Genomic DNA, 21,680 nt, shown 5'->3' on the forward strand with positions numbered 1-21,680 from the left:
GAGCCTCACTCGACTTCGAAGATCGCTTCGATCTCAACCGCGGCGTTGAGCGGCAGCGAGGCGGTGCCGACGGCGGAGCGGGCATGCTTGCCGCGCTCGCCGAGTGCTGCGACCAGGAAGTCGGAGGCGCCGTTGGCGACAAGATGCTGCTCGACGAAATCCGGCGCGGAGGCGACGAAGACGGTGATCTTGACCAGGCGCCGGACCTTTTCGAGATCGCCCAGTGCGGCCTTGGCCTGCGCCAGGAGGTTGATGGCGCAGAATTTCGCGCCTTCCTTGCCTGCAGCGGTGTCGATGTCGCGGCCGAGCAACCCGCTTGCCTGCAGCTTGCCGTCCTTCAGCGGCAACTGGCCGGCGGTGAACAGCGTGTTGCCGGTGCGGCAATAGGGCACGTAGTTGGCGGCGGGCGCGGCGGCGGCCGGGAGGGTGACGCCAAGATCGCTTAGCCGCTTTTCGATTGTTTCGCTCATTGGTTTTCCCTATTGCTGGAAGACGCCGCGTTGGCCGGGCCGAAATTGCTATTTTTGCCTCGCTTCCGCCACGACTTTTTTTAAGCTGGACCATCTTTCCCTGCGGTCTGCCTCGCGGCCGCGACGATCGGAGCAACGCATGCGCGCAACGCGCCTTTTTCTCGCCGCCGCCTGTTTCTCGGCGATGCTCCCGATGGCGCCGGCCCTTGCGGTGCCCGCGCTGCAGGCGCATCGCGCCGTCTACGATCTCACGCTCAACAAGGCCTCCGACCGCTCAGGCATTACCGGCATCACCGGCCGCATGGTCTATGAGTTCAATGGTTCCGCCTGCGAAGGCTATACGGTGAAATTTCGCTTCGTCACCCAGATTGCCACCGCCGACGGCACGAAGCTGACGGACCAGCAGACGACCACGTTCGAGGATGCCGAAGGCAAAACTTTTTCGTTCGTGACGAAATCCTTCACCGACCAGAACCTCGACAAGGAAGTGAAAGGCACCGCGACCCGGGAGCAGAAGGGCCTCAAAGTCGAGATCGACAAGCCTGAGAAGAACAGCCTCGAGCTTGCAGCGACGCAGTTCCCGACCCAGCATCTGGTCGAGCTGATCGGCAAGGCCGAAAAGGGCGAGAATTTCTACCAGACCAATCTGTTCGACGGCTCTGAGGACGCCAACAAGGTGATGACCACCACCGTCATCGTCGGCAAGAAGACCGATGTCCAGAAATCCGACCCGGAGGCGCCGGCGCTGGCCAAGCTCGCGACCGACAAATACTGGCCGGTCGACATCGCCTATTTCGACGATACCGATAACAAAGGCGAAGAGGTGCCCGAATACCGGATCAGCTTCAAGCTGCACGAGAACGGCATCACCCGCGACCTCGTCATGGACTATGGCGAATTCTCGATGACCGGCAAGCTGGTGAACCTGTCGCTGTTCGATCAGACCAAGCCTTGCCCGGCGTCGAAATAGCAATTGCTGACGGCAGCCGGCCCGGATTGCAGGCTTGGCCTCCGAATACCATGGGTGAGGCTCACCGAATGCGGTGGGCCTGATGGCAGTCTATGTCGATGCGGCGATCTGGAAATGGGCCGGCCACCGCTGGTGCCATCTGCTGGCCGACAACACCGACGAACTCCATCGCTTTGCAGCCGAGCTGGGCCTTAAGCGTTCGTCCTATCAGGGGCCACCCAAGACATCGGCGCCGCATTACGATATCACTGGCTTCGAGCGTGATCGCGCGGTCAGGCTTGGGGCGATCGAATGCAGCCGCGAGGACATCGTGGCGATCTTCCGCCGCGTGCGGGTTCCGAACGGGAAGGTAAGACGATGACGATGACGGCGTTCCTGGCTTATTGCGTCGCGATCTCATTGGCCGCCGCCACGCCTGGACCGGCGATGTTCGCGGTCATTACCAATGGTCTGTCGCGTGGGTTCTTGCGGGCTTTCATAGCCGGCATGGGGGTCGCCGCGGGCGACGCCGTCCTGGTCACCCTGGCGTTGCTCGGGTTGGTGGCCTTGGCTCAGACCTTCGAGTGGATTTTTCTTTTGCTGAAATACGCCGGCGCCGCTTACCTGGTCTTTCTCGGCATCAGGATGTGGCGGGCGGCCGCCCAGAAGCCGGACGACTCTCGTCAGACACAGGCGCGGCTGTCGCAGTCATTCTTTCTCGGCGCGTCTATTGCGCTCGGCAATCCGAAGGCCATTCTGTTCCACGCATCCATCATGCCGCTGATCCTCAACCTTGACACCATGACCTTCGCCGATGGCCTGCTCGTGGTCCTTGTCGTGGTCAGCGTCAATATCATCACCATGGGCCTCTATGCCGCGATGGCGGGGCGGGCAGCCGGATGGTTCAAGACCCCGAAGCGCATGCGCCTCATGAACAGGCTCGCTGGCGGCGCGATGATCGGTACCGGTGCGCTGATTGCCGCACGTTGATGCGCGAAGTGACACCCAGCTTGCGTTTGTGACGCTTCCCCTCTATATGCGCGCTCATTCCACACACGGACTTTGGTGTCTGCCCGGGAGAAATCCGGCTGAGACCTCCGGTGGCATCAGGACATAAGTCCGAAATGCCTGTGTCCGTGGAGGCCAACCGGAAAGGAACTAAAGAATGGCTCTGCCAGATTTCAGCATGCGCCAGCTTTTGGAAGCTGGTGTTCACTTCGGCCACCAGACCCACCGCTGGAACCCGAAGATGGCGCCCTACATCTACGGCGCCCGCAACAACATCCACATCATCGACCTGTCGCAGACGGTGCCGCTGCTGCACCAGGCCCTGAAGCAGGTGTCCGACACCGTCGCCAAGGGCGGCCGCGTGCTGTTCGTCGGCACCAAGCGCCAGGCGTCCGACATCGTCGCCGACGCGGCGCAGCGTTCGGCCCAGTATTATGTCAACTCGCGTTGGCTGGGCGGCATGCTCACCAACTGGAAGACGATCTCGAACTCGATCCAGCGCCTGCGCAAGCTCGACGAGACGCTCTCCGGCGAGGCCCAGGGCCTCACCAAGAAGGAGCGCCTGAACCTCGACCGCGAGCGCGAGAAGCTCAACAAGGCTCTCGGCGGCATCAAGGACATGGGCTCGACGCCGGACCTGATGTTCGTCATCGACACCAACAAGGAAGCGATCGCCATCCTCGAGGCCAAGCGCCTCGGCATCCCGGTCGTGGCCATCATCGATTCGAACTGCGACCCGGACAAGATCGACTTCCCGATCCCCGGCAATGACGACGCGGCCCGCGCCATTCAGCTCTATTGCGATCTGATCGCCAAGGCCGCCATCGACGGCATCGCCCGTCAGCAGGGCGCGCTCGGCGTCGACATCGGTGCTTCGGCGGAGGCTCCGGTCGAGCCGGCGCTCGACGCTCCGGCTGCAGAAGCTCCGGAAGCTTGATAAGGAAGGCCGGATCCCGGCCTTCATCTTTCCAATAAGTTGGCGCGCTAAAGCGCTTTTGCCGAGCGCATCACCCGAGTCCCGGTTGGTGCGTCGGCGCATTTGAGACAAAGAGGCGACAATGAGCATTTCGGCTGCACAGGTCAAAGAACTCCGCGACTTGACCGGCGCGGGCATGATGGACTGCAAGGCGGCGTTGAACGAGACCAACGGCGACATGGAAGCGGCCGTCGACTGGCTGCGCAAGAAGGGTATCTCCAAAGCCGACAAGAAGGCCGGGCGCACTGCCGCCGAGGGCCTGATCGGCGTTGACGCCGGCGTGCGTGAAGCCGCCATCGTCGAGGTCAATTCCGAGACCGACTTCGTCGCCCGCAACGAGCAGTTCCAGCAACTGGTCCGCAATGTCGCGAAGGTCGCGCTCGCCTATGGCGCAACCGAAGCGGTTGCCGCCGCCAAGTATCCAGGCTCCGACAAGACGGTCACCGAGACCGTCAAGGACGCGGTCGGCACCATCGGCGAGAACATCAATTTCCGCCGTTCGGCCAAGCTCACCGTGCCGCATGGCGTGGTGGCGACCTATGTCCACAACGCGGTTGCCGATGGGCTGGGCAAGCTCGGCGTGCTGGTCGCGATCGAGACCACCGGCAACGAGCATGCCGCGAACGCCTTTGCCCGCCAGGTTGCCATGCACGTCGCCGCCACCAACCCGGTGGCGCTGACAGCCGAAGAGGTCGACCCGGCGCTGATCGAGCGCGAGAAGGCGATCTTCTCCGACCAGGCGCGCCAGTCGGGCAAGCCGGAAGCCATCATCGAGAAGATGGTCGAGGGCCGCCTGCGCAAGTTCTACGAAGAGGTGGTGCTTCTGAAGCAGGCCTTCGTGCTCAATCCCGACATCACCGTCGAGAAGGCGCTGAAGGATGCCGAGAAGGAGATCGGCGCTCCGGCGAAGATCACCTCCTATCTGCGCTTCGCGCTGGGCGAAGGCATCGAGAAGGAAACGACCGATTTCGCGGCGGAAGTCGCGGCCGCGGTCAAGAAATAGCTCCGATCCGAGGGGAGCGCGCGGCGTTTCCTTAAGGTGACGAGCTCACGAGCTCAGGCGACTCGGCCGGGTGTCCGCATGGACGCCCGGCCGATTTCTTGTGCGGTATCGATAAAGGCCCTGAGCTTCGGCGCCATCGACGCGCGGCGCGGGAAATAAAGGAAGAGCCCGGGCTCTTCGATCGCTGTCTTCGGCAGGATCTGGACGAGGCGCCCGGCGGCAAGGTCGGCGCGCACCAGCGGCTCGAAGACGTAGGCGAGCCCGACGCCGGCCAGCGCCAGATCGACGGCGCCAAGCGAATCTGTGACGACGGTCGTGCCGCGCGTCTCGACAACGACATCCTTGCCGTTGTCGTTCAGGTCCCAGCGGTAAAGCGCGCCTGACCGAACCAGCCGGTAGCCGATGCAGTTGTGATTGGCGAGATCGGCCACGTCGCGCGGACGCCCGCGCTTTGCGACATAGGCGGGAGAAGCAACAATCACGGCTTTGAACGGTGGCGTCATCCTGACGGTGACCATGTCCTGCGCGATCATTTCACCCAGCCGGATGCCGGCGTCAAACCCTTCCCCGACGATATCGATAAGTCCCTGATCGGCAACGATCTCGACCGTCACGTCGGGATAGCGTTCCGCCATCGCCGCGACCACCGGCGTCACCGCCAGGGGGATCGCTATGTTGGAGGCGTTGATCCTGAGCAGGCCGGCGGGCCTTCCCTTCACGCCTCGAATGCGGTCCATCCGCTCGGCGATGTCCTGCAGGGCAGGGCCCGCAGTCTCCACCAGCGCTTTGCCTGCCTCGGTCAGCGAGACGCTGCGCGTCGTGCGCGCAAAGAGCGGCTGGCCGATGCGCTCCTCCACCAGCCGCACCGCATGGCTGACGGCAGACGGGCTCATGCCGAGTTCAGCCGCGGCAAGCGCGAAGCCGCCGCGTCGGGCCACGACGACAATGACCGGAAGGTGTGTGAGCAGATCGCGATTCATTCATGAATGATATCGCACAGTCTTTGCGAACAATGCAATCTTATCGATGCCCCTGAGCCGGCTCATATTGGCTTCAACACATCGGCGGCGGGCTGATGGCCAAGGAGAGACCAAATGAACGCGTTGAGACATGTAACTTTTGCCGCAGGAATGGTGCTGGCGCCGGTCGATGCCGGCGGTGCCGAACCGGCCGGCTGGCAGGCCCTTGCCGACGAGCGCGCCGTCATCCGCATTGCCGACGCCATCGACCGCGCGGTGGATGCACAGGACTGGAAGCTGGCGCGCAGCTATTTCGCCGAGCGTGTCACCGCCGATTTCAGCAGCCTGTCCGGCCAGCCCGCGGCCAACATCGCGTCCGACGACCTGATCGGCGCCTGGGCGGGCAACCTCAAGGGCAGCAAGACCAGCCTGCATCTGCGAACCAACCATCAGGTCGTGCTCGAAGCCGATGCCGCGACTGTCCGCTCCAATGGCTATGCCTGGAACCGGATGGAAGGCAATGGCGATCCGCTCTGGGAAGTCTGGGGCACCTATGAGCACCACCTGACACGCTCAGCCTCCGGCTGGAAGGTCGACGGCTTCACCTTCCGCATGACGCATGAGCGCGGCAATCCCTGGGTCAAGGCCACCCCCGGCCAGTGACCGGCAGGAATCAGTTCAGAATCGGGAGACCACCACCATGACCATGACCTATTACACGCTTGGCAACAGCGGCCTGCGCGTTAGCCGGCTGGCGCTCGGCACCATGACCTTCGGCACCGAATGGGGCTGGGGCGCGGACAGGGACACAGCCCGCGCGATGTTCGACGCCTATGTCGAAGCGGGCGGCAACTTCTTCGACACGGCCGACCTCTATACCGGCGGTACCGCCGAGACTTGGCTCGGCGAGTTCGTCGCCGAGCGCGGCCTGCGCGATAAGGCGGTGATCGCCACAAAATTCACCATGAATTCCGAGGCCGGCAATCCGAATGCCGGCGGCAACGGCCGCAAGAACATCATGCGGGCCCTGGACGCCTCGCTGAAACGGCTCGGCACTGACTATATCGACCTTTACCTTCTGCATGTCTGGGACAGGATTACTCCGGCCGAGGAGGTGCTGCGCACGCTGGACGACCTCGTTCGCGCTGGCAAGGTGCGCCATACCGGCCTCTCCGACGTGCCGGCCTGGTATGCCGGCCGCGCCCAGGCGATCGCCGAACTGCGCGGCTACGAGCCGGTCTCGGCGCTGCAGCTCGAATATTCGCTGGCCGAGCGCGCCATCGAACATGAATATGTGCCTTTCGGCACCCGTCATGGTGCCGGCATCATGGTGTGGAGCCCGCTGGCCAGCGGGCTCCTCAGCGGCAAATACAAGCCGACGCAAGCCGGAAGGGCTGGGCGGCTCGACGGTTTCCGCAACACCACGCATCCCGGCTTCCAGAAGTTCAGCGACCGCAACTGGGCGATCGTGGCGGAACTCGAGAAGGTGGCGGCCGAGCTCGGCCGCAGCATGGCCCAGGTTGCGCTCAACTGGGTGGCGACGCAGCCAGGCATCGCTTCCGTCATCCTTGGAGCGACGAAGCTCACTCAGCTGCAGGACAATCTCGGCGCGCTCGATTTTTCGATTCCCGCCGAGCTTCGGGCGCGGCTGGAAAAGGTCAGCGCCATGCCGGCGCCGTTCCCGCATTCCTATTTCGGCTCCGAGATCCAGGTCCGGGTGACCGGCGGCGCCGTGACCGGCGACAAGCCGGCCGGTTATTCGCCCGCGGTCATGATCGAAGGCGAGGCGGTCAGCGTCTCCAGCCGTTGATCAAAGAGGCGGCAACTGACCGAAAAAGCCTGGAATTTTGCACGAGGGCGCGGCGTGACATCGCCGCGCCCTTCGTGTATCGGGTCAACCCGTCATGACAGCATCGCCGGACGAAGCGGGGGCGGTTTTGCCTCCAAAATTGCCGCGCCGAGATATTCGAGGAATGAGATGACGGTGAAGCCCCTCTATCGACGTGTCGTGCTGAAGGCTTCCGGCGAAGCGTTGATGGGCGAGCAGCATTTCGGCATCGATGTCTCCGTTGTCGACCGCATCGCCGCCGACATTGCCGAGGCGCGCGCACTGGGCGTCGAAGTGGGTGTCGTCATCGGCGGCGGCAACATTTTTCGCGGCGTGGCTGTAGCTTCCAAAGGCGGCGACCGGGTCACCGGCGATCACATGGGCATGCTCGCCACCGTCATCAACTCGCTGGCGCTGCGCACCTCGCTCAACAAGATCGGCGTCGATGCCGTCGTGCTTTCGGCGATCGCCATGCCGGAACTTTGCGAGAGTTTTTCCCAACGCCAGGCGACAGCCTATATGAACCAGGGCAAGGTAGTCATATTCGCCGGCGGCACCGGCAATCCGTTCTTCACCACCGATTCGGCCGCGGCCCTGCGCGCCGCCGAGATCGGCGCCGATGCGCTGTTCAAGGGCACGCAGGTCGACGGGGTCTATTCGGCCGACCCCAAGAAGGACCCGAACGCCGTCCGTTTCGACCGCATCAGCCACGCCGAAGTCATCAAACGCGGGCTTGCGATCATGGACACAGCCGCGATTGCACTTGCGCGTGAAAACAACATTCCGATAATCGTCTATTCGATCCACGAAAAAGGTGGTTTCGGCGATATTCTAAGGGGCGGCGGCCATTGCACGGTCGTCGCGGACAAATAACCGAAGCCGGGATCCGTTGAACGGTACCGCGGACGGGACGACGGCATAAGCAGTGAACCCGGCGAACGGGTCGAGGAGATGATCATGAGTGGCGAGTTCGAAGATCTGAAGCGACGCATGGACGGGGCGATCGCCGCCTTCAAGCACGACTTGGCGTCGCTGCGCACCGGCCGAGCCTCCAGCAACCTGCTCGACGCCGTCCAGGTCCAGGCCTACGGCACGACGATGCCGATCAACCAGGTGGCCAACGTGACGGTGCCGGAGCCGCGCATGATTTCGGTCTCGGTCTGGGACAAGTCGATGGTCAGCGCGGTCGACCGCGCTATCCGCGAAGCCAATCTGGGCTTCAATCCGATCGTCGACGGCACCAATCTCAGGATCCCGCTGCCGGAGCTCAACGAGCAGCGCCGCAAGGAACTGGTCAAGATCTCGCATGGCTATGCCGAGAACGCACGCGTCGCGGTGCGCCATGTCCGCCGCGACGGCATGGATTTCCTCAAGAAGGCTGAGAAGGACGGCACCATCAGCGAGGACGATCAGCGCAAGCGGTCCGACCAGGTCCAGAAGCTGACCGACGAGATGATCAGCACCATCGATCACCTGCTTTCCGATAAGGAAGCTGAAATCATGCAGGTTTAGGGTCGGGGTTTTCCGGCTCGAAAGCGAGACCATGGCAACCCCCGCGCATGTCGCGATCATCATGGATGGAAACGGACGCTGGGCCAAGGCGCGCGGCCTGCCGCGCCTTGCCGGACACCGCGCCGGCGTCGAGGCCTTGCGCAAGACGGTGCGCGCCGCACCCGAGCTCGGCATCTCCTACCTGACCGTTTACGCCTTTTCCTCCGAGAACTGGTCGCGGCCGAAATCCGAGGTCAGCGACCTCATGGGACTTTTGAAGCTGTTCATCCGCCGCGATCTTGCCGAACTGCATCAGAACGGCGTGCGGGTGAGGGTGATCGGCGACAAAGAGGGGCTGCAGCCCGATATCCGGGGGCTGCTGCAGGAGGCCGAATCGCTGACTGCCGGCAATGAGGCGCTGACACTGGTCATCGCCTTCAATTACGGCGGCCGCGACGAGATCGTGCGCACAGCGCGCAAGCTGGCGGAGGCCGTCGCACGCGGCGACATGACGAGCGAGGCGATCACGGCCGAAAGCTTTGCCGCATCGCTCGACACAAAGGGCATTCCCGATCCCGAGCTGGTGATCAGGACCAGCGGCGAGCTCAGGCTGTCGAACTTCCTTCTCTGGCAGGCTGCCTATAGCGAGCTCGTTTTCCTGCCTTGCTATTGGCCGGACTTCAGCCGCGAGCACCTGGCCGACGCCTTGCGCGACTTTGCCGGCCGCGAACGACGCTTTGGCGGGCTCGCCGCCCGCGATGTCGCGCTTTAGGCGCCGCCACGCATGAGCAACCTCCAGCAGCGCGTCATCTCGGCAATCGTGATGGCGGCTCTGACGCTTGGGCTCACCTGGCTCGGCGGATTGCCGTTCCGGCTGTTCTGCGCCGCAATAGCGGCGCTGATCTTCTATGAATGGACGCGCATGGCGCGCGCCGGGAGCGGCGCGGCGCTCGGCTTCCTGCCCGAAGCACTGATTCTGATCTTCGTCGGCGCCCTGATCGCCGGCCTGCCGGCCTTGTGGCTGCTGCTCCTCGTCGCGATCCTGGTGGCGGTCGCGGCCATTGTCGCTCGGACCAAGGGGGCCGCGCCGTGGGAAGCCTCGGGGGTGGCCTACGCAGCACTATCCGGCTTTTCGCTCGCCTATCTCCGTGACGACAATCATTCCGGGCTGATTGCGATTCTCTTCCTGTTCGCCGTGGTCTGGGCAACCGACATAGCTGCCTATTTCGTCGGCCGCGCGGTCGGCGGCCCGAAGCTCGCGCCGTCAATCTCGCCCGGCAAGACGCAGAGCGGCGCGCTGGGCGGCGCCGTCGGCGGCGTTATCGCCGGAGTTTTGCTCTCAATCGCAGCCGGCGCCGGCAATCTCGTTCAGCTTGGCCTGGTGGCGCTTGCTCTGTCGATCGTTTCGCAAGCCGGCGACCTGTTCGAATCATGGGTCAAGCGCCGGCACGGCGCCAAGGATTCGAGCAATCTCATTCCCGGCCATGGCGGGGTCATGGACAGGGTGGACGGGCTTGTCGCGGCCGCGTTCGCACTGTACGTCATGGGCTGGGTCGCGGCGGGCGCCGAGCATCCGGCATTGGGGCTTTTTCCAAACTGAACGACACAGCAGTAAGGCGAAAAATGGCGCGCGCCACCGATTCGCCCGGATTGATGCCACAGTCGCGGTGGAATGTCGTGTGCGGGCGAATTTGAGGGCATGACTTGAACGACATCTTTCACGCGGTTTTCAGCACGCAAGGCTTCGTCCTTGGCACGCTCGTGCCGTTTTTGTTCGTGCTGACCGTCGTCGTGTTCGTCCACGAGATGGGCCACTATCTGATCGGCCGCTGGTGCGGCATCGGCGTGAAGGCTTTTTCCATCGGCTTCGGCCCCGAGCTCTTCGGCTTTTACGACCGCCGCGGCACGCGCTGGAAGCTTTGCGCCATTCCGCTTGGCGGCTACGTCAAATTCGTCGGCGACATGAATGCGACGTCGAGCCAGCCGAGCACGGAGGAGATCGAATCGCTGACGGATGCCGAGCGCGAGGTCGCCTTCCACACGCAACCGATTTGGAAGCGCGCCGCTACCGTCGTTGCGGGGCCGCTGTTCAATTTCCTGCTGACGATCGCCGTATTCGCGGTGCTGTTTTCCCTCTATGGCCGTCCGGTCCTGGAGCCGATGGTGGCCGAGGTGACCGCCGGCAGCCCGGCGGAAAAAGCCGGAATCCGGCCGGGCGACCGATTCGTCAAAGTCGATGGCAGCAAGGTAGAGACCTTCGCCGACGTGCAGCGGCTGGTTTCAGGCCGGGCTGGCGACGCCATCACCTTCACCATGCTGCGCGACGGCAAGGAAATCGACGTTACGGCCGCGCCGGAGCCCATGGAGCAACAGGATGCGCTGGGCAACAAGGTCAAGGTCGCGGTCATCGGCGTCGTCAACAACGCCGAGCTCGGCCAGCCGCGGCTGATCTCCTACACGCCGGCCGGCGCCGTGGTGGCGGCGGTCGAGGAAACCGGGCACGTGATCGAGCGCACCGGCCAGTTCCTGCAACGCTTTGCGCTTGGACGCGAGGACAAATGCCAGTTGGGCGGTCCGATCAAGATCGCGAAGATGTCGGGCCAGGCAGCCAAGCTCGGCTTCGAGTGGCTGGTGCAGCTTGTTGCATTTCTGTCAGTCGGAATAGGATTTCTCAATCTGCTGCCGATTCCCCCCCTCGACGGCGGCCACCTGTTGTTCTACGGCGTGGAGGCCGTCATCAGGCGGCCCGTTTCGGAGCGAACGATGGAGATGGCCTACCGGACCGGGTTGTTCCTGGTGCTCGGATTCATGGGCTTCGTATTTTGGAACGATCTGTTTGGATGCTGAAATCATGAAGAAATTTGGCTTCAGCTTCGGTCATATTGAGATGCCGTTTACCATGCGTGGGGATATGCGTGACGCGAAAGCCACGCGGTACGGTTAAGTAAATACAAATTAACCGGGAGCCTTGCGTGTAGGGAAAATCCGGTTAATACGGTAAGGGAAAATACCGCACGTCCGGTTTTCTCGCCGTGGGGACTACGAGAAAAAGGTACAAAAGCCCGATGAAGGCAGCATCCAAGTTTCTGAGCGCCGCTTCCGCGGCGGCTTTGTCCGCCGCTCTGGTCGTGCCAGGCGCGCTCGCAGTGCAGTTCGCCGCCACGTCGGTGGCCGAGGCCGCGGTCATTTCGCGTGTCGAGGTCAGCGGCAACCAGCGCGTCGATGCGGAAACCATCCGCAATTACATTTCGATCAAGCCGGGCAAGCCTTTCTCCAGCTCCGATATCGACGACGCCGTCAAGGCGCTGTTCGGCACAGGTCTGTTCTCGGACGTTCAGATCAACCAGGTCGGTTCGAGCCTGGTCGTCAAGGTTTCCGAATACAAGGTCGTCAACCAGGTCCTGTTCCAGGGCAACAAGAAGATCAAGGACAACGCGCTTCAGATGGGTATCCAGCTGAAGCCGCGTGCAACCTTCTCGCAGCAGGCGCTGGACGCCGATGTCGAGGCGATCAAGACGGCTTACAAGCGCATTGGCCGCGACGACGCCGCGGTGACCACGCAGGTCATGGATCTCGGCGACAATCGCGTGAACGTTGTCTTCAACATCAACGAAGGCGGCCGCACCCAGATCGCGGCGATCAACTTCGTCGGCAACCACGCTTATTCCAGCCGCCGCCTGTCGGACGTCATCAACACCAAGCGCTCGTCCTGGCTGTCCTTCGTGCTGCGCGACGACGTCTATGACGAGGACAAGCTGCGCGCCGACCAGGAGCTGCTGCGCCGCTTCTACTACAATCACGGCTATGCCGACTTCCAGGTCGTCTCGGCCGTCGGCGAGCTTGACGACGCCACCAACAAATACACGGTCACCATCACCGTGCAGGAAGGCGATCGCTATACGTTCGGCGACGTCAGCGTGGAAAGCACTATCCCGGAGGTCGATTCGAAGTCGCTGGAATCGGCGGTCGAAACCCACAAGGGCGACGTCTACAATGCCAAGGACGTCGAGGATTCGATCGTCGCGCTGACCGAGAAGGTCGCGGGTTCGGGCTACGCCTTCGCCCAGGTGACGCCGCGCGGCGACCGCAATTTCGAGAACCACACCATTTCGGTCGTCTACACCATCGACCAGGGCACCAAGGCCTATGTCGAGCGCATCGAAATCCGCGGCAACGACCGCACGCGCGACTATGTCATCCGTCGCGAATTCGACGTCAGTGAAGGCGATGCCTTCAACCAGGTTCTCATCCAGCGCGCGAAGAAGCGGCTGGAAGCCCTTGATTATTTCCAGTCTGTCGACATTTCGACCGTCCCCGGCTCGGCGCCGGACCAGGTCGTGCTGGTGGTCACCGTGGTCGAGAAGTCGACCGGCGAATTCTCAGTCGGCGCTGGTTATTCCACTGGCGGCGACACGCCCGGCCCGTCGATCGAAGGTTCGATCACGGAGCGTAACTTCCTCGGGCGCGGCCAGTACATCAAGCTGTCGGCTGGCGGCGGCAAGCATTCGCGCGACTTTGCTGTTTCCTTCACTGAGCCGTATTTTCTCGGACGGCGCATCGCGGCCGGCTTCGACATCTACAAGTCGACCCGGGAATACAGCCACTACGATACAGACGTTACTGGGGCGACCGTCCGCTTCGGCCTGCCGATCACTGGCAGCGTCTCGACGCAGCTGGCTTATAACATCTCCCAGGAAAAGTATTCCTATCCGGACAATTGCTTAACCGGCGGCGCGCTGGACCCTGCAAAATGCGACGTGTCTCCGGCAATCCAGGCTGGCATTGCCGAGAGTCCGTGGCTCAAGTCCTCGGTCAGCCTTGGATTGGTTTACAACACCATCGACGACATGAAAAACCCGCATGAGGGTCTGTACGTCACCGGCACGACCGAGTTTGCCGGTCTTGGCGGCGATGCCAAGTGGGTGAAGGTGACCGGGCGCGCCAGTGTTTACCAGACCTTGTCAGAGCAGCTTGATCTGGTCGGTCTGGTTTCGGGCGGCGCGGGCTATCTTGCGGCCTATGGCAGCAACGATCTGCGTGTCTTTGACTATTTCCAGAGCAACGACCGCATGATCCGTGGTTTCGAGTATGGCGGTATTGGCCCCGTGGCTAGCGGAGGCAGCGGCGACCATCTCGGTGGCACGACCTACTTCAATGCCTCGGCTGAAGCGCAGTTCCCGCTGCCCGTAATTCCGGAGAGCTTCGGCCTGCGGGGCGCTGTCTTTGCGGATGCAGCGACGCTTTATGGCAACAAGCTTGTCGGTGTCGACTCGTCCTCAACCGGCATGAAGCTTCGTGCTTCTGTCGGTCTCGGCCTAATGTGGGCTTCGCCGTTCGGCCCGATTCGTATCGACTATGCGATCCCGGTCAAGAAAGAGTCGACTGACAACGTTCAGGAATTCAACTTCGGTATCGCGACCCGCTTCTAACTTTGTGGTTGCGATGGTTCCGGGCCGGATGACGGCCCGGAGTGGACCGATCCAACCCAGCTGGATATTACTTCTGGAATGACCGATCCGGTGTTCTTCGCGCCTTCACGCCGGTACACGGCTGGCGAGGTCGCGAATCTGACCGGCGCCAGCCTGTTCGATTCCGATCAGGCCGAAATTGCCATCGAGGCGCTGGCTCCCGCCAACGAGGGTGGCAACGGCGCGCTCGTCTTTGTCGACGGCAAGCGCAATTTCGCCTTGATGCCGTCGCTCAGGGCGGCCGCGGTGCTATGCCCCGCCGATTTCGCTAGCAAGGCGCCGCCGGGCATCGCGGTGCTGATGCATCCGCGCCCGCAACAAGCTTTCGCGATGGTCGGGCGCCTGTTGTTTCCGCAGGCTGCGACTCCGGGGCCATTGACCGGAGAAACCGGCATATCGCCCCATGCGTTTATCGATCCATCCGCGCATATCGAGGACGGGGCGATCGTAGAGGCAGGCGCCGTGATCGGTGCCGGCGTATCCATCGGCAGCGGCACGGTCGTTGCGCCCCACGCCGTTGTCGGCCGTTCCTGCCAGATCGGCCGCGACGGCTTCATCGGCCCCGGCGTCAGCATTCAATATGCGCTTATCGGCAACCGCGTCATCATCCATGGCGGCGCCAGGATCGGCCAGGATGGTTTCGGCTTTGTCGGCGGCGCCAAAGGGCCTGAACGCGTGCCGCAGATCGGCCGCGTCATCATCCAGGACGATGTCGAGATCGGCTCCAATTCGACTGTCGACCGCGGCGCGATGTCCGACACCGTCATCGGCCAGGGCACCAAGATCGACAATCTGGTGCAGATCGCCCACAATGTTCGCATCGGCCGCAATTGCATTATAGCTGGGCTTTCGGGTATTTCCGGTTCCGTCGTCGTCGGCGACAATGTCACCATGGGCGGCGGTGTCGGCCTCGCCGATCATCTGACCATCGGGCCAGGAGCCAAGCTTGCTGCGAGAAGTGGATTCATGAACAACGTGCCGGCAGGCGAGGTCTGGGGAGGTTACCCGGCGCAACCCATGGCGGAAGCCATGCGCGAGATAGCGATGCTGCGCAGGATGGCCAGGACGCGCAAGCAAGGCGACGGAAATGGCTGATACGGTGGCAACTTCACTCGACGCGGTCGACATCATGGGGCTTATGAAGCTCCTGCCGCACCGCTATCCGTTCCTGCTGATCGATCGCATCGTCGACATAGACGGCGACGAGTCCGCAGTCGGCATCAAGAACGTGACCATCAACGAGCCGCATTTCCAGGGCCACTTTCCCCAGCAGCCAGTCATGCCCGGCGTGCTCATCATCGAGGCGATGGCCCAGACCGCAGGCGCGATCTGCATTCGCAGCCTCAACACCGAGAAGCCGTCGCTGGTTTATTTCATGACCATCGACAACGCGAAATTCCGCAAGCCGGTCGTTCCAGGCGATCAGCTCAGGATCCACGTCAAGAAGATCAAAAAACGCGGCAACCTGCTGAAATTCGCCTGCGAGGCGATGGTTGACGGCGCGAAAGCCGCCGAAGCCGAGGTTTCGGCCATGATGGTTACCGGCTGACGGTTCGAAATGCTCATGAAAGTCGCGACATCCATCCATCCTTCCTCGGTCGTCGAAGAAGGAGCCAAGCTCGGCGAAGGCGTCCGTATCGGACCCTTCTGCCATGTCAGCGCCGATTCGATCCTCGGCGACCGCGTCGAACTGGTCAGCCATGTGTCGGTGATGGGCGCCACGTCCATCGGGGCGGGGACAAAGGTCTATCCGATGGCGACGCTCGGCGCGCCGCCGCAAAACACCAAGCACAAGGGCGGTCGCACTACTCTGGTCATCGGAGCGAACTGCACCATTCGTGAAGGCGTCACAATGCATGTCGGCACCGACACCAGCCGTGGCGAGACGACTGTCGGCGACAACGGCAACTTCCTCGCCTATGCCCACATCGCCCATGATTGCGTCGTCGGCAAGAACGCCACCTTCGCCAATGGCGCGACGCTGGGCGGACATTGCGAGATCGGCGACAACGTCTATATCGGCGGCCTGACCGCCGTTCATCAATTCGTGCGCCTCGGCGATAATGTGTTCATCGGCGGCTGCGCGGCGGTCGTTGGCGACGTCATTCCTTATGCCATCGCCGCCGGCAACCGCGCCAAGCTGCGTGGGCTGAACATCATAGGTCTCAAGCGCTCCGGCCTGCCGCGTTCCGAAATCTACCTGCTGCGCAAGGCTTATAGGACGATCTTCGATCGTTCCCGCACCGTCGGCGAGAATGTGGAACTCGCCAAGGCCGAGTTCGCCGGGTCGCCAACGGCCATGAAGATCATCGATTTCATCACAAGTCGCGGCAAACGGCACTTTGCCGTCCCATCGCTCAAGGGCGACGGCGACGACGACAGCGGCGATGACGAGGGCTGAGCCGGCCAAGGCAGGGCTCGTACTCGCGCCGGGCTCCAGGGTCGGCATCATCGCCGGTGGGGGCAGCCTGCCCGTCGAAGTTGCCGATGGTCTGCTCAAGCAAGGTTTTGTGCCCTTCGTGATCATCGCCGAGGGTGAGGTCGACCGCGAGGCGGACTTTTCCGCCTACGAGCGGCAGACGCTGGCACTGGAAGATATCGGCCTGCTGCTTCCCTTGTTGAAGCGCAATGGGATCACGCATCTCGTTCTTGCCGGCGAAATCAAGCGCAGGCCGCGTTTGAGCAAGATTCGACCGACACTTGGCTTGCTGGCCATAATACGTTCCGTGATCAGAGCGCTGAGACGCGGCGACGACGGCTTGCTGAAAGTGTTGACCCGAAGCCTTGAAGATCGGGGCATTGCGGTGGTCGGCGCGCATGAGGTCGTTCCCGAACTGACGGCCGGCGAAGGCACGTTGACGGCGGCTCGTCCAAACCAATCCGACTGGCGCGACATCAAAGCCGGGCGCGCCGCCGCCAAAGCCATTGGCGCGCTCGATATCGGCCAGGCGGCGATTGCGATAGGAGGTCGAGCCATCGCGCTGGAAGGCATCGAGGGCACTGCCGGCCTGCTCGACAGAACGCGGGAATTGCGCAGCCACGGCAGGCTGGCCGGCAAGGCGCGCGGCGTACTGGTCAAATGCGCCAAGCCTGGGCAGGAGCTGCGCGCCGACTTGCCCTCCATCGGCCCGCAGACGATCGAAGCCGCACACGCCGCCGGGCTGGCCGGCATTGCGCTGGAAGCCGGCCACGCCCTAATTCTCGAAGGTCCGGAAACGCTGGCGCGCGCCAATGCTCTCGGCCTGTTCATCATCGGCCTGCCCGCCATGGAGGCGTCCAATGGGGAGCCGGCTAATGGTCGCTGACAAGCCGCTCAAGCTCGCGATCGTCGCCGGCGAGGAATCCGGCGATCTGCTTGGCGCCGACATCGTGCGGGCGCTCGAGCGCACGACGGGCCGCAAGGTGCAGCTCGTCGGCATTGGTGGCCGCCACCTGCAGCAACTGGGGCTGACCCCACTCTTCGATGGCGGCGAGATCGCGCTGATGGGCTTCAGCGCGGTGCTGCGCGACCTGCCGCGGCTGATGCGCCGCATCAGCCAGACGGCGGCGATGATCGCGGCCGAGCGGCCCGATTGCCTGATCACCATCGACAGTCCGGACTTTTCGCTGCGTGTCGCAAAGAAGATCCGCGCAACGGCACCGGCCATTCCGATCGTCCATTATGTCTGCCCGAGCGTATGGGCCTGGCGGCCGGGCAGGGCGGTGGCGATGAAGCCCTATGTCGATCACATCCTCTGTATCCTGCCGTTCGAGGTGAAGGCGCTCGCTCGTCTTGGCGGACCGCCGGGCACTTATGTCGGCCACCGGTTGACGCAGGATCCGGGCGTGCTTGGCGCCGCCAAGGCGCAGAGCCAGCCGCGCGATCTCGCCGACGACCGCGTCAAGACGGTGCTGGTGCTGCCCGGCTCGCGCCGCGGCGAGGTGCGGCGGCTGATCGAGCCCTTCGGCAAGGCGATGTCGGCGCTGCGCCAGCGCGGCCACCGCCTGCGCTTGCTGTTGCCGACGGTGCCGCATGTCGCCGAGCTGGTGAAGGCCTCGGTCGCGAGCTGGGACGACAAGCCGGAAATCATCACCGAGCCGGACCGCAAATGGCAGGCCTTCGGCAAGGCCGACGCGGCGTTGATCGCGTCTGGGACGGTTTCGCTGGAACTGGCGCTCGCGGGCGTTCCGATGGTTTCCTGCTACAAGCTCGACCCGATCGCGCGCCAGCTTCTGCAGCATATGGTGACGACGTGGTCGGCGCTGCTGCCCAATTTGATATCCGATCGCGCGCTGGTGCCGGAATTCTACGATCAGTATGTCCGGCCGGAGAACCTGGCGCGGCAGCTGGAAGCCCTGTTTGCCGACACCGGCATGCGCGCCTGGCAAAAGGCGGGCTTTGCCGAGATTGCCCGGCGCATGGCGACCGATCGGCCCTCGGGCGAGATCGCCGCCGAGGTGGTGATGGGGTGCATAAAGAGAGTGAATAGGGAGTAGCGAATAGCGAATAGGGCTGTGTCGGCTTCGCCCGTTTCCCCTATTCGCTACTTGCTATTTCGCTATTCGCTCAATTACCTTTTCGCAATCGGCACGTAATCGCGTTCCGTAGCGCCGGTGTAGAGCTGGCGCGGCCGGCCGATCTTCTGGTGCGGATCCTCGATCATTTCCTTCCACTGCGCGATCCAGCCGACGGTGCGGGCGACCGCGAACAGCACGGTGAACATCGTGGTGGGGAAGCCCAGCGCCTTCAGCGTGATGCCGGAATAGAAGTCGACATTCGGGTAGAGCTTCTTTTCGATGAAATACTCGTCGGTCAGCGCGATCTTTTCCAGCTCCATCGCGATGTCGAGCAGAGGATCGTCCTTGATGCCGAGCTCGCCCAGCACCTCATGCGCGGTCTTCTGCATGATCTTGGCGCGCGGATCATAGTTCTTGTAGACGCGGTGCCCGAAGCCCATCAGCCGGAACGGGTCGTTCTTGTCCTTGGCGCGGGCGATGAACTCGGGGATGTGATCGACATGGCCGATCTCGCCCAGCATGTTGAGGGCCGCTTCGTTGGCGCCGCCATGCGCCGGACCCCACAGGCAGGCGATGCCGGCGGCGATGCAGGCGAACGGGTTGGCGCCCGACGAGCCGGCCAGGCGCACGGTCGAGGTCGAAGCGTTCTGCTCGTGGTCGGCGTGCAGGATGAAGATGCGGTCCATGGCGCGCGCCAGCACCGGATTGATCTTGTATTCCTCGCACGGCACGGCAAAGCACATGTGCAGGAAGTTGGCCGCGAAGCCGAGATCGTTCTTCGGGTAAATGAAGGGTTGGCCAATATGGTACTTATAGGCCATCGCCGCGATCGTCGGCATCTTGGCGATCAGGCGCATCGAGGCGACCATGCGCTGATAGGGGTCCGAGATGTCGGTCGAGTCGTGATAGAAGGCCGACAGCGCGCCGACCACGCCGCACATCACCGCCATCGGATGCGCGTCGCGGCGGAAGCCGGTGAAGAAGCGCGACATCTGCTCATGCACCATCGTGTGGCGCGTCACGCGATAATCGAAGTCGTCCTTCTGCGCCTTGGTCGGCAACTCGCCGTAGAGCAGCAGATAGCAGACCTCGAGGAAGTCGCCGTGCTCGGCGAGCTGATCGATCGGGAAGCCGCGATGCAGCAGGATGCCGGCATCGCCGTCGATGAAGGTGATCCCCGATTCGCAGCTCGCGGTGGAGGTGAAGCCGGGATCGTAAGTGAAGGCGCCGGTGGTGCTGTAGAGCGAACCGATGTCGATGACGTCCGGCCCGACCGTTCCGCTTCGCACCTTTAGTTCGTGCATCTTGCCGGCGAGCTCAAGCCTGGCGGCCGACTCGCGCTTTTTGCTGCCCGGTTCCGGTTTTGTCGCAGCTTCGCTCATTCTCAACTCCTTTTGTTCCTCATGCCGGCAAGGCAATTCCTGCAAACGACACGTCGAAGTCACCGGAATGCGCGAACTCGCCACCGCATTTTAGGAGGTGCGTGCCAGATTGGGCCAAGCCCAATGTTGCACTGCGAAACATACCTTTCAATGCCAATCTTCTTGGGCCAGCTCGCTCCTAATCGATTTGATCTCCAATGCGCGCCAGGCTTTCCTGACGGCCCAGCACGGCAAGCACGTCGAACACGCCGGGCGAGGTGGTGCGGCCGGTCAGCGCGGCTCTCAGGGGCTGCGCCACGGCGCCCAGCTTGTGCCCGCCGGCCTGCGCGAAGTCGCGGATCGAAGCCTCGGCCGAGGCGGCGTTCCAGTCGCCCTGAACAGAAGACAATGCACCATGCGCGCCGCGCAGAATCGCGCGCGCATCCGCGTTGAGCAAGCCCGCCGCCTTCTCGTCCAACGGCAACGGCCGCTCGACGAACAGGAACGCCGCGCCGTCGACCAGTTCCACAAGCGTCTTTGCCCGCTCCTTGAGGCCGGGCATGGCGGCAAGCAGTTGCGCCTTGCGCCGGTCATCGAGCTTTGCCGCGAGCGCCGGGCCGCCTTCGAGATAGGGCAAGGTGGCGACGAAGATGTCGAACAGCGCCCGGTCGTCCATCTTGCGCATATGGATGCCGTTCAGCGCCTCGAGCTTGGCGAAGTCGAAGCGGGCCGCGCCCTTGTTGACGTCGCCGATGTCGAACCAGGCGATCATGTCCTTAATCGACATCACCTCGTCGTCGCCATGGCTCCAGCCGAGCCTGGCCAGATAGTTGAGCAGAGCCTCGGGCAGGTAGCCCATGGCGCGATATGCCTCGACGCCGAGCGCGCCGTGCCGCTTCGACAGCTTGGCGCCGTCGGCGCCGTGGATCAGCGGGATGTGCGACATCGACGGCACATCCCAGCCCATGGCGTTGTAGATCACTGTCTGGCGCGCGGCATTGGTCAGGTGATCGTCGCCGCGGATGATGTGGGTGACGCCCATGTCGTGATCGTCGACGACGACGGCATGCATGTAGGTTGGGACGCCATCGGAGCGCAGGATGATGAAGTCGTCGAGATCCTTGTTGGGGAAGCGCACCTCGCCCTGCACGCGGTCGTTGACGATCGTCACGCCCTCGGTCGGTGCCTTGATGCGGATCGCGCCCTTGACGCCTGCGGGCGCCTCGGATGGGCCGCGGTCGCGCCAATGGCCGTTGTAACGCGGCGGCAGGCCCTTGGCACGTGCGGCCTCGCGCATCGCCTCCAGCTCCGCCGGCGTCTCATAGCTGTAATAAGCCTTGCCCATGCGCACGAGCTGCTCCGCCACTTCGCGGTGACGCGGCGCGCGCTCGAACTGCGAGACGGCTTCGCCATCCCAGGAGAGGCCAAGCCAGGTCAGCCCGTCGAGAATGGCAGCCGTAGCGGCTTCGGTGGAGCGCTCGCGATCGGTATCCTCGATGCGCAGCAGCATCGTGCCGCCGGTGTGCTTGGCATAGAGCCAGTTGAACAGCGCCGTGCGCGCCCCGCCGATATGCAGGTAGCCTGTAGGCGAGGGGGCAAAACGGGTGACGACCTTGTCGGACATGGAACTCTCGAGGAAGCGCTGAAAAATGCATGTTTCGCGCAGACTT

Annotated in this window: 22 protein-coding genes; 18 read left to right on the forward strand and 4 right to left on the reverse strand. The window is 63.2% G+C overall.

What is annotated here, in order from left to right:
• Positions 1 to 5: 5 nt before the first annotated feature.
• A complete protein-coding gene (locus LB525_RS09915) occupies positions 6 to 470 on the reverse strand; it encodes a RidA family protein (protein ID WP_224544466.1) in 465 nt (154 codons plus the stop codon).
• A 139-nt stretch (positions 471 to 609) separates the two neighbouring features.
• On the opposite strand from LB525_RS09915, the gene LB525_RS09920 reads away from it, so the two are divergent.
• The 5 genes from LB525_RS09920 (at position 610) to tsf (ending at position 4,406) form a co-directional block, all read left to right on the forward strand.
• A complete protein-coding gene (locus LB525_RS09920) occupies positions 610 to 1,440 on the forward strand; it encodes a cell envelope integrity EipB family protein (protein ID WP_095765616.1) in 831 nt (276 codons plus the stop codon).
• An 82-nt stretch (positions 1,441 to 1,522) separates the two neighbouring features.
• Complete coding sequence (locus LB525_RS09925; RefSeq protein ID WP_140841277.1) at positions 1,523 to 1,801, forward strand: DUF4031 domain-containing protein; 279 nt, start codon at positions 1,523 to 1,525, stop codon at positions 1,799 to 1,801.
• Positions 1,798 to 2,409, forward strand: a complete 612-nt coding sequence (locus LB525_RS09930; protein ID WP_224544467.1) for a LysE family translocator — start codon at positions 1,798 to 1,800, stop codon at positions 2,407 to 2,409. The genes LB525_RS09925 and LB525_RS09930 overlap by 4 nt, the downstream gene beginning before the upstream one ends.
• A 175-nt stretch (positions 2,410 to 2,584) precedes the next feature.
• Complete coding sequence (rpsB, locus tag LB525_RS09935; RefSeq protein WP_095765354.1) at positions 2,585 to 3,364, forward strand: 30S ribosomal protein S2; 780 nt, start codon at positions 2,585 to 2,587, stop codon at positions 3,362 to 3,364.
• Positions 3,365 to 3,485: 121 nt separating this feature from the next.
• Positions 3,486 to 4,406 carry a translation elongation factor Ts gene (gene tsf, locus LB525_RS09940; protein WP_140841281.1) on the forward strand — a complete coding sequence of 307 codons (921 nt, stop codon included), beginning with the start codon at positions 3,486 to 3,488 and terminating at the stop codon, positions 4,404 to 4,406.
• Between the two features lie 53 nt (positions 4,407 to 4,459).
• Here the strand turns inward: tsf and LB525_RS09945 are convergent, their stop codons facing one another.
• A complete protein-coding gene (locus LB525_RS09945) occupies positions 4,460 to 5,386 on the reverse strand; it encodes a LysR family transcriptional regulator (protein WP_224544468.1) in 927 nt (308 codons plus the stop codon).
• A 114-nt stretch (positions 5,387 to 5,500) separates the two neighbouring features.
• Between LB525_RS09945 and LB525_RS09950 the strand changes: the two genes are divergently transcribed.
• The 13 genes from LB525_RS09950 to lpxB all read left to right on the forward strand — a co-directional run bounded on the left by LB525_RS09950 (position 5,501) and on the right by lpxB (position 18,628).
• Complete coding sequence (locus LB525_RS09950; protein ID WP_224544469.1) at positions 5,501 to 6,028, forward strand: nuclear transport factor 2 family protein; 528 nt, start codon at positions 5,501 to 5,503, stop codon at positions 6,026 to 6,028.
• Positions 6,029 to 6,065: 37 nt separating this feature from the next.
• Positions 6,066 to 7,175 carry an aldo/keto reductase gene (locus tag LB525_RS09955; protein ID WP_224544470.1) on the forward strand — a complete coding sequence of 370 codons (1,110 nt, stop codon included), beginning with the start codon at positions 6,066 to 6,068 and terminating at the stop codon, positions 7,173 to 7,175.
• A gap of 168 nt (positions 7,176 to 7,343) precedes the next feature.
• Positions 7,344 to 8,066, forward strand: coding sequence for a UMP kinase (pyrH, locus tag LB525_RS09960; protein WP_095765617.1), 723 nt, complete (start codon positions 7,344 to 7,346; stop codon positions 8,064 to 8,066).
• Between the two features lie 84 nt (positions 8,067 to 8,150).
• Positions 8,151 to 8,705, forward strand: a complete 555-nt coding sequence (gene frr, locus LB525_RS09965; RefSeq protein ID WP_095765618.1) for a ribosome recycling factor — start codon at positions 8,151 to 8,153, stop codon at positions 8,703 to 8,705.
• Between the two features lie 31 nt (positions 8,706 to 8,736).
• Entirely contained in the window at positions 8,737 to 9,456 is a 720-nt protein-coding gene (locus LB525_RS09970; RefSeq protein ID WP_224544471.1) for an isoprenyl transferase, read from the forward strand.
• A gap of 12 nt (positions 9,457 to 9,468) precedes the next feature.
• Positions 9,469 to 10,284, forward strand: coding sequence for a phosphatidate cytidylyltransferase (locus tag LB525_RS09975; protein ID WP_224544472.1), 816 nt, complete (start codon positions 9,469 to 9,471; stop codon positions 10,282 to 10,284).
• A gap of 104 nt (positions 10,285 to 10,388) precedes the next feature.
• The gene (gene rseP, locus LB525_RS09980) at positions 10,389 to 11,531 is read left to right on the forward strand and encodes an RIP metalloprotease RseP (RefSeq protein WP_140841291.1); all 1,143 of its coding nucleotides are present in this window, start codon (positions 10,389 to 10,391) and stop codon (positions 11,529 to 11,531) included.
• Positions 11,532 to 11,749: 218 nt separating this feature from the next.
• Positions 11,750 to 14,113 carry an outer membrane protein assembly factor BamA gene (gene bamA / locus LB525_RS09985; RefSeq protein ID WP_224544473.1) on the forward strand — a complete coding sequence of 788 codons (2,364 nt, stop codon included), beginning with the start codon at positions 11,750 to 11,752 and terminating at the stop codon, positions 14,111 to 14,113.
• A 78-nt stretch (positions 14,114 to 14,191) separates the two neighbouring features.
• Positions 14,192 to 15,247 carry a UDP-3-O-(3-hydroxymyristoyl)glucosamine N-acyltransferase gene (gene lpxD / locus LB525_RS09990; RefSeq protein ID WP_224528731.1) on the forward strand — a complete coding sequence of 352 codons (1,056 nt, stop codon included), beginning with the start codon at positions 14,192 to 14,194 and terminating at the stop codon, positions 15,245 to 15,247.
• The gene (gene fabZ / locus LB525_RS09995; RefSeq protein ID WP_095765364.1) at positions 15,240 to 15,701 is read left to right on the forward strand and encodes a 3-hydroxyacyl-ACP dehydratase FabZ; all 462 of its coding nucleotides are present in this window, start codon (positions 15,240 to 15,242) and stop codon (positions 15,699 to 15,701) included. Before lpxD ends, fabZ begins: the two co-directional genes overlap by 8 nt.
• A gap of 15 nt (positions 15,702 to 15,716) precedes the next feature.
• Positions 15,717 to 16,553 (forward strand): acyl-ACP--UDP-N-acetylglucosamine O-acyltransferase, encoded by an 837-nt coding sequence (gene lpxA / locus LB525_RS10000; RefSeq protein ID WP_140841295.1) that lies wholly within the window; start codon positions 15,717 to 15,719, stop codon positions 16,551 to 16,553.
• The gene (locus tag LB525_RS10005) at positions 16,540 to 17,457 is read left to right on the forward strand and encodes an LpxI family protein (RefSeq protein ID WP_224528725.1); all 918 of its coding nucleotides are present in this window, start codon (positions 16,540 to 16,542) and stop codon (positions 17,455 to 17,457) included. The genes lpxA and LB525_RS10005 overlap by 14 nt, the downstream gene beginning before the upstream one ends.
• Positions 17,447 to 18,628, forward strand: coding sequence for a lipid-A-disaccharide synthase (gene lpxB, locus LB525_RS10010; protein WP_224528716.1), 1,182 nt, complete (start codon positions 17,447 to 17,449; stop codon positions 18,626 to 18,628). Before LB525_RS10005 ends, lpxB begins: the two co-directional genes overlap by 11 nt.
• Before the next feature lie 74 nt (positions 18,629 to 18,702).
• Here the strand turns inward: lpxB and gltA are convergent, their stop codons facing one another.
• Positions 18,703 to 20,031, reverse strand: a complete 1,329-nt coding sequence (gene gltA / locus LB525_RS10015) for a citrate synthase (RefSeq protein ID WP_224528714.1) — start codon at positions 20,029 to 20,031, stop codon at positions 18,703 to 18,705.
• 178 nt (positions 20,032 to 20,209) lie between these two features.
• A complete protein-coding gene (gene gltX, locus LB525_RS10020) occupies positions 20,210 to 21,634 on the reverse strand; it encodes a glutamate--tRNA ligase (protein WP_224528713.1) in 1,425 nt (474 codons plus the stop codon).
• Positions 21,635 to 21,680 lie beyond the last annotated feature (46 nt).

This window comes from Mesorhizobium sp. CA16 (assembly GCF_020165175.1).
In the GTDB taxonomy this organism is placed as follows: domain Bacteria; phylum Pseudomonadota; class Alphaproteobacteria; order Rhizobiales; family Rhizobiaceae; genus Mesorhizobium.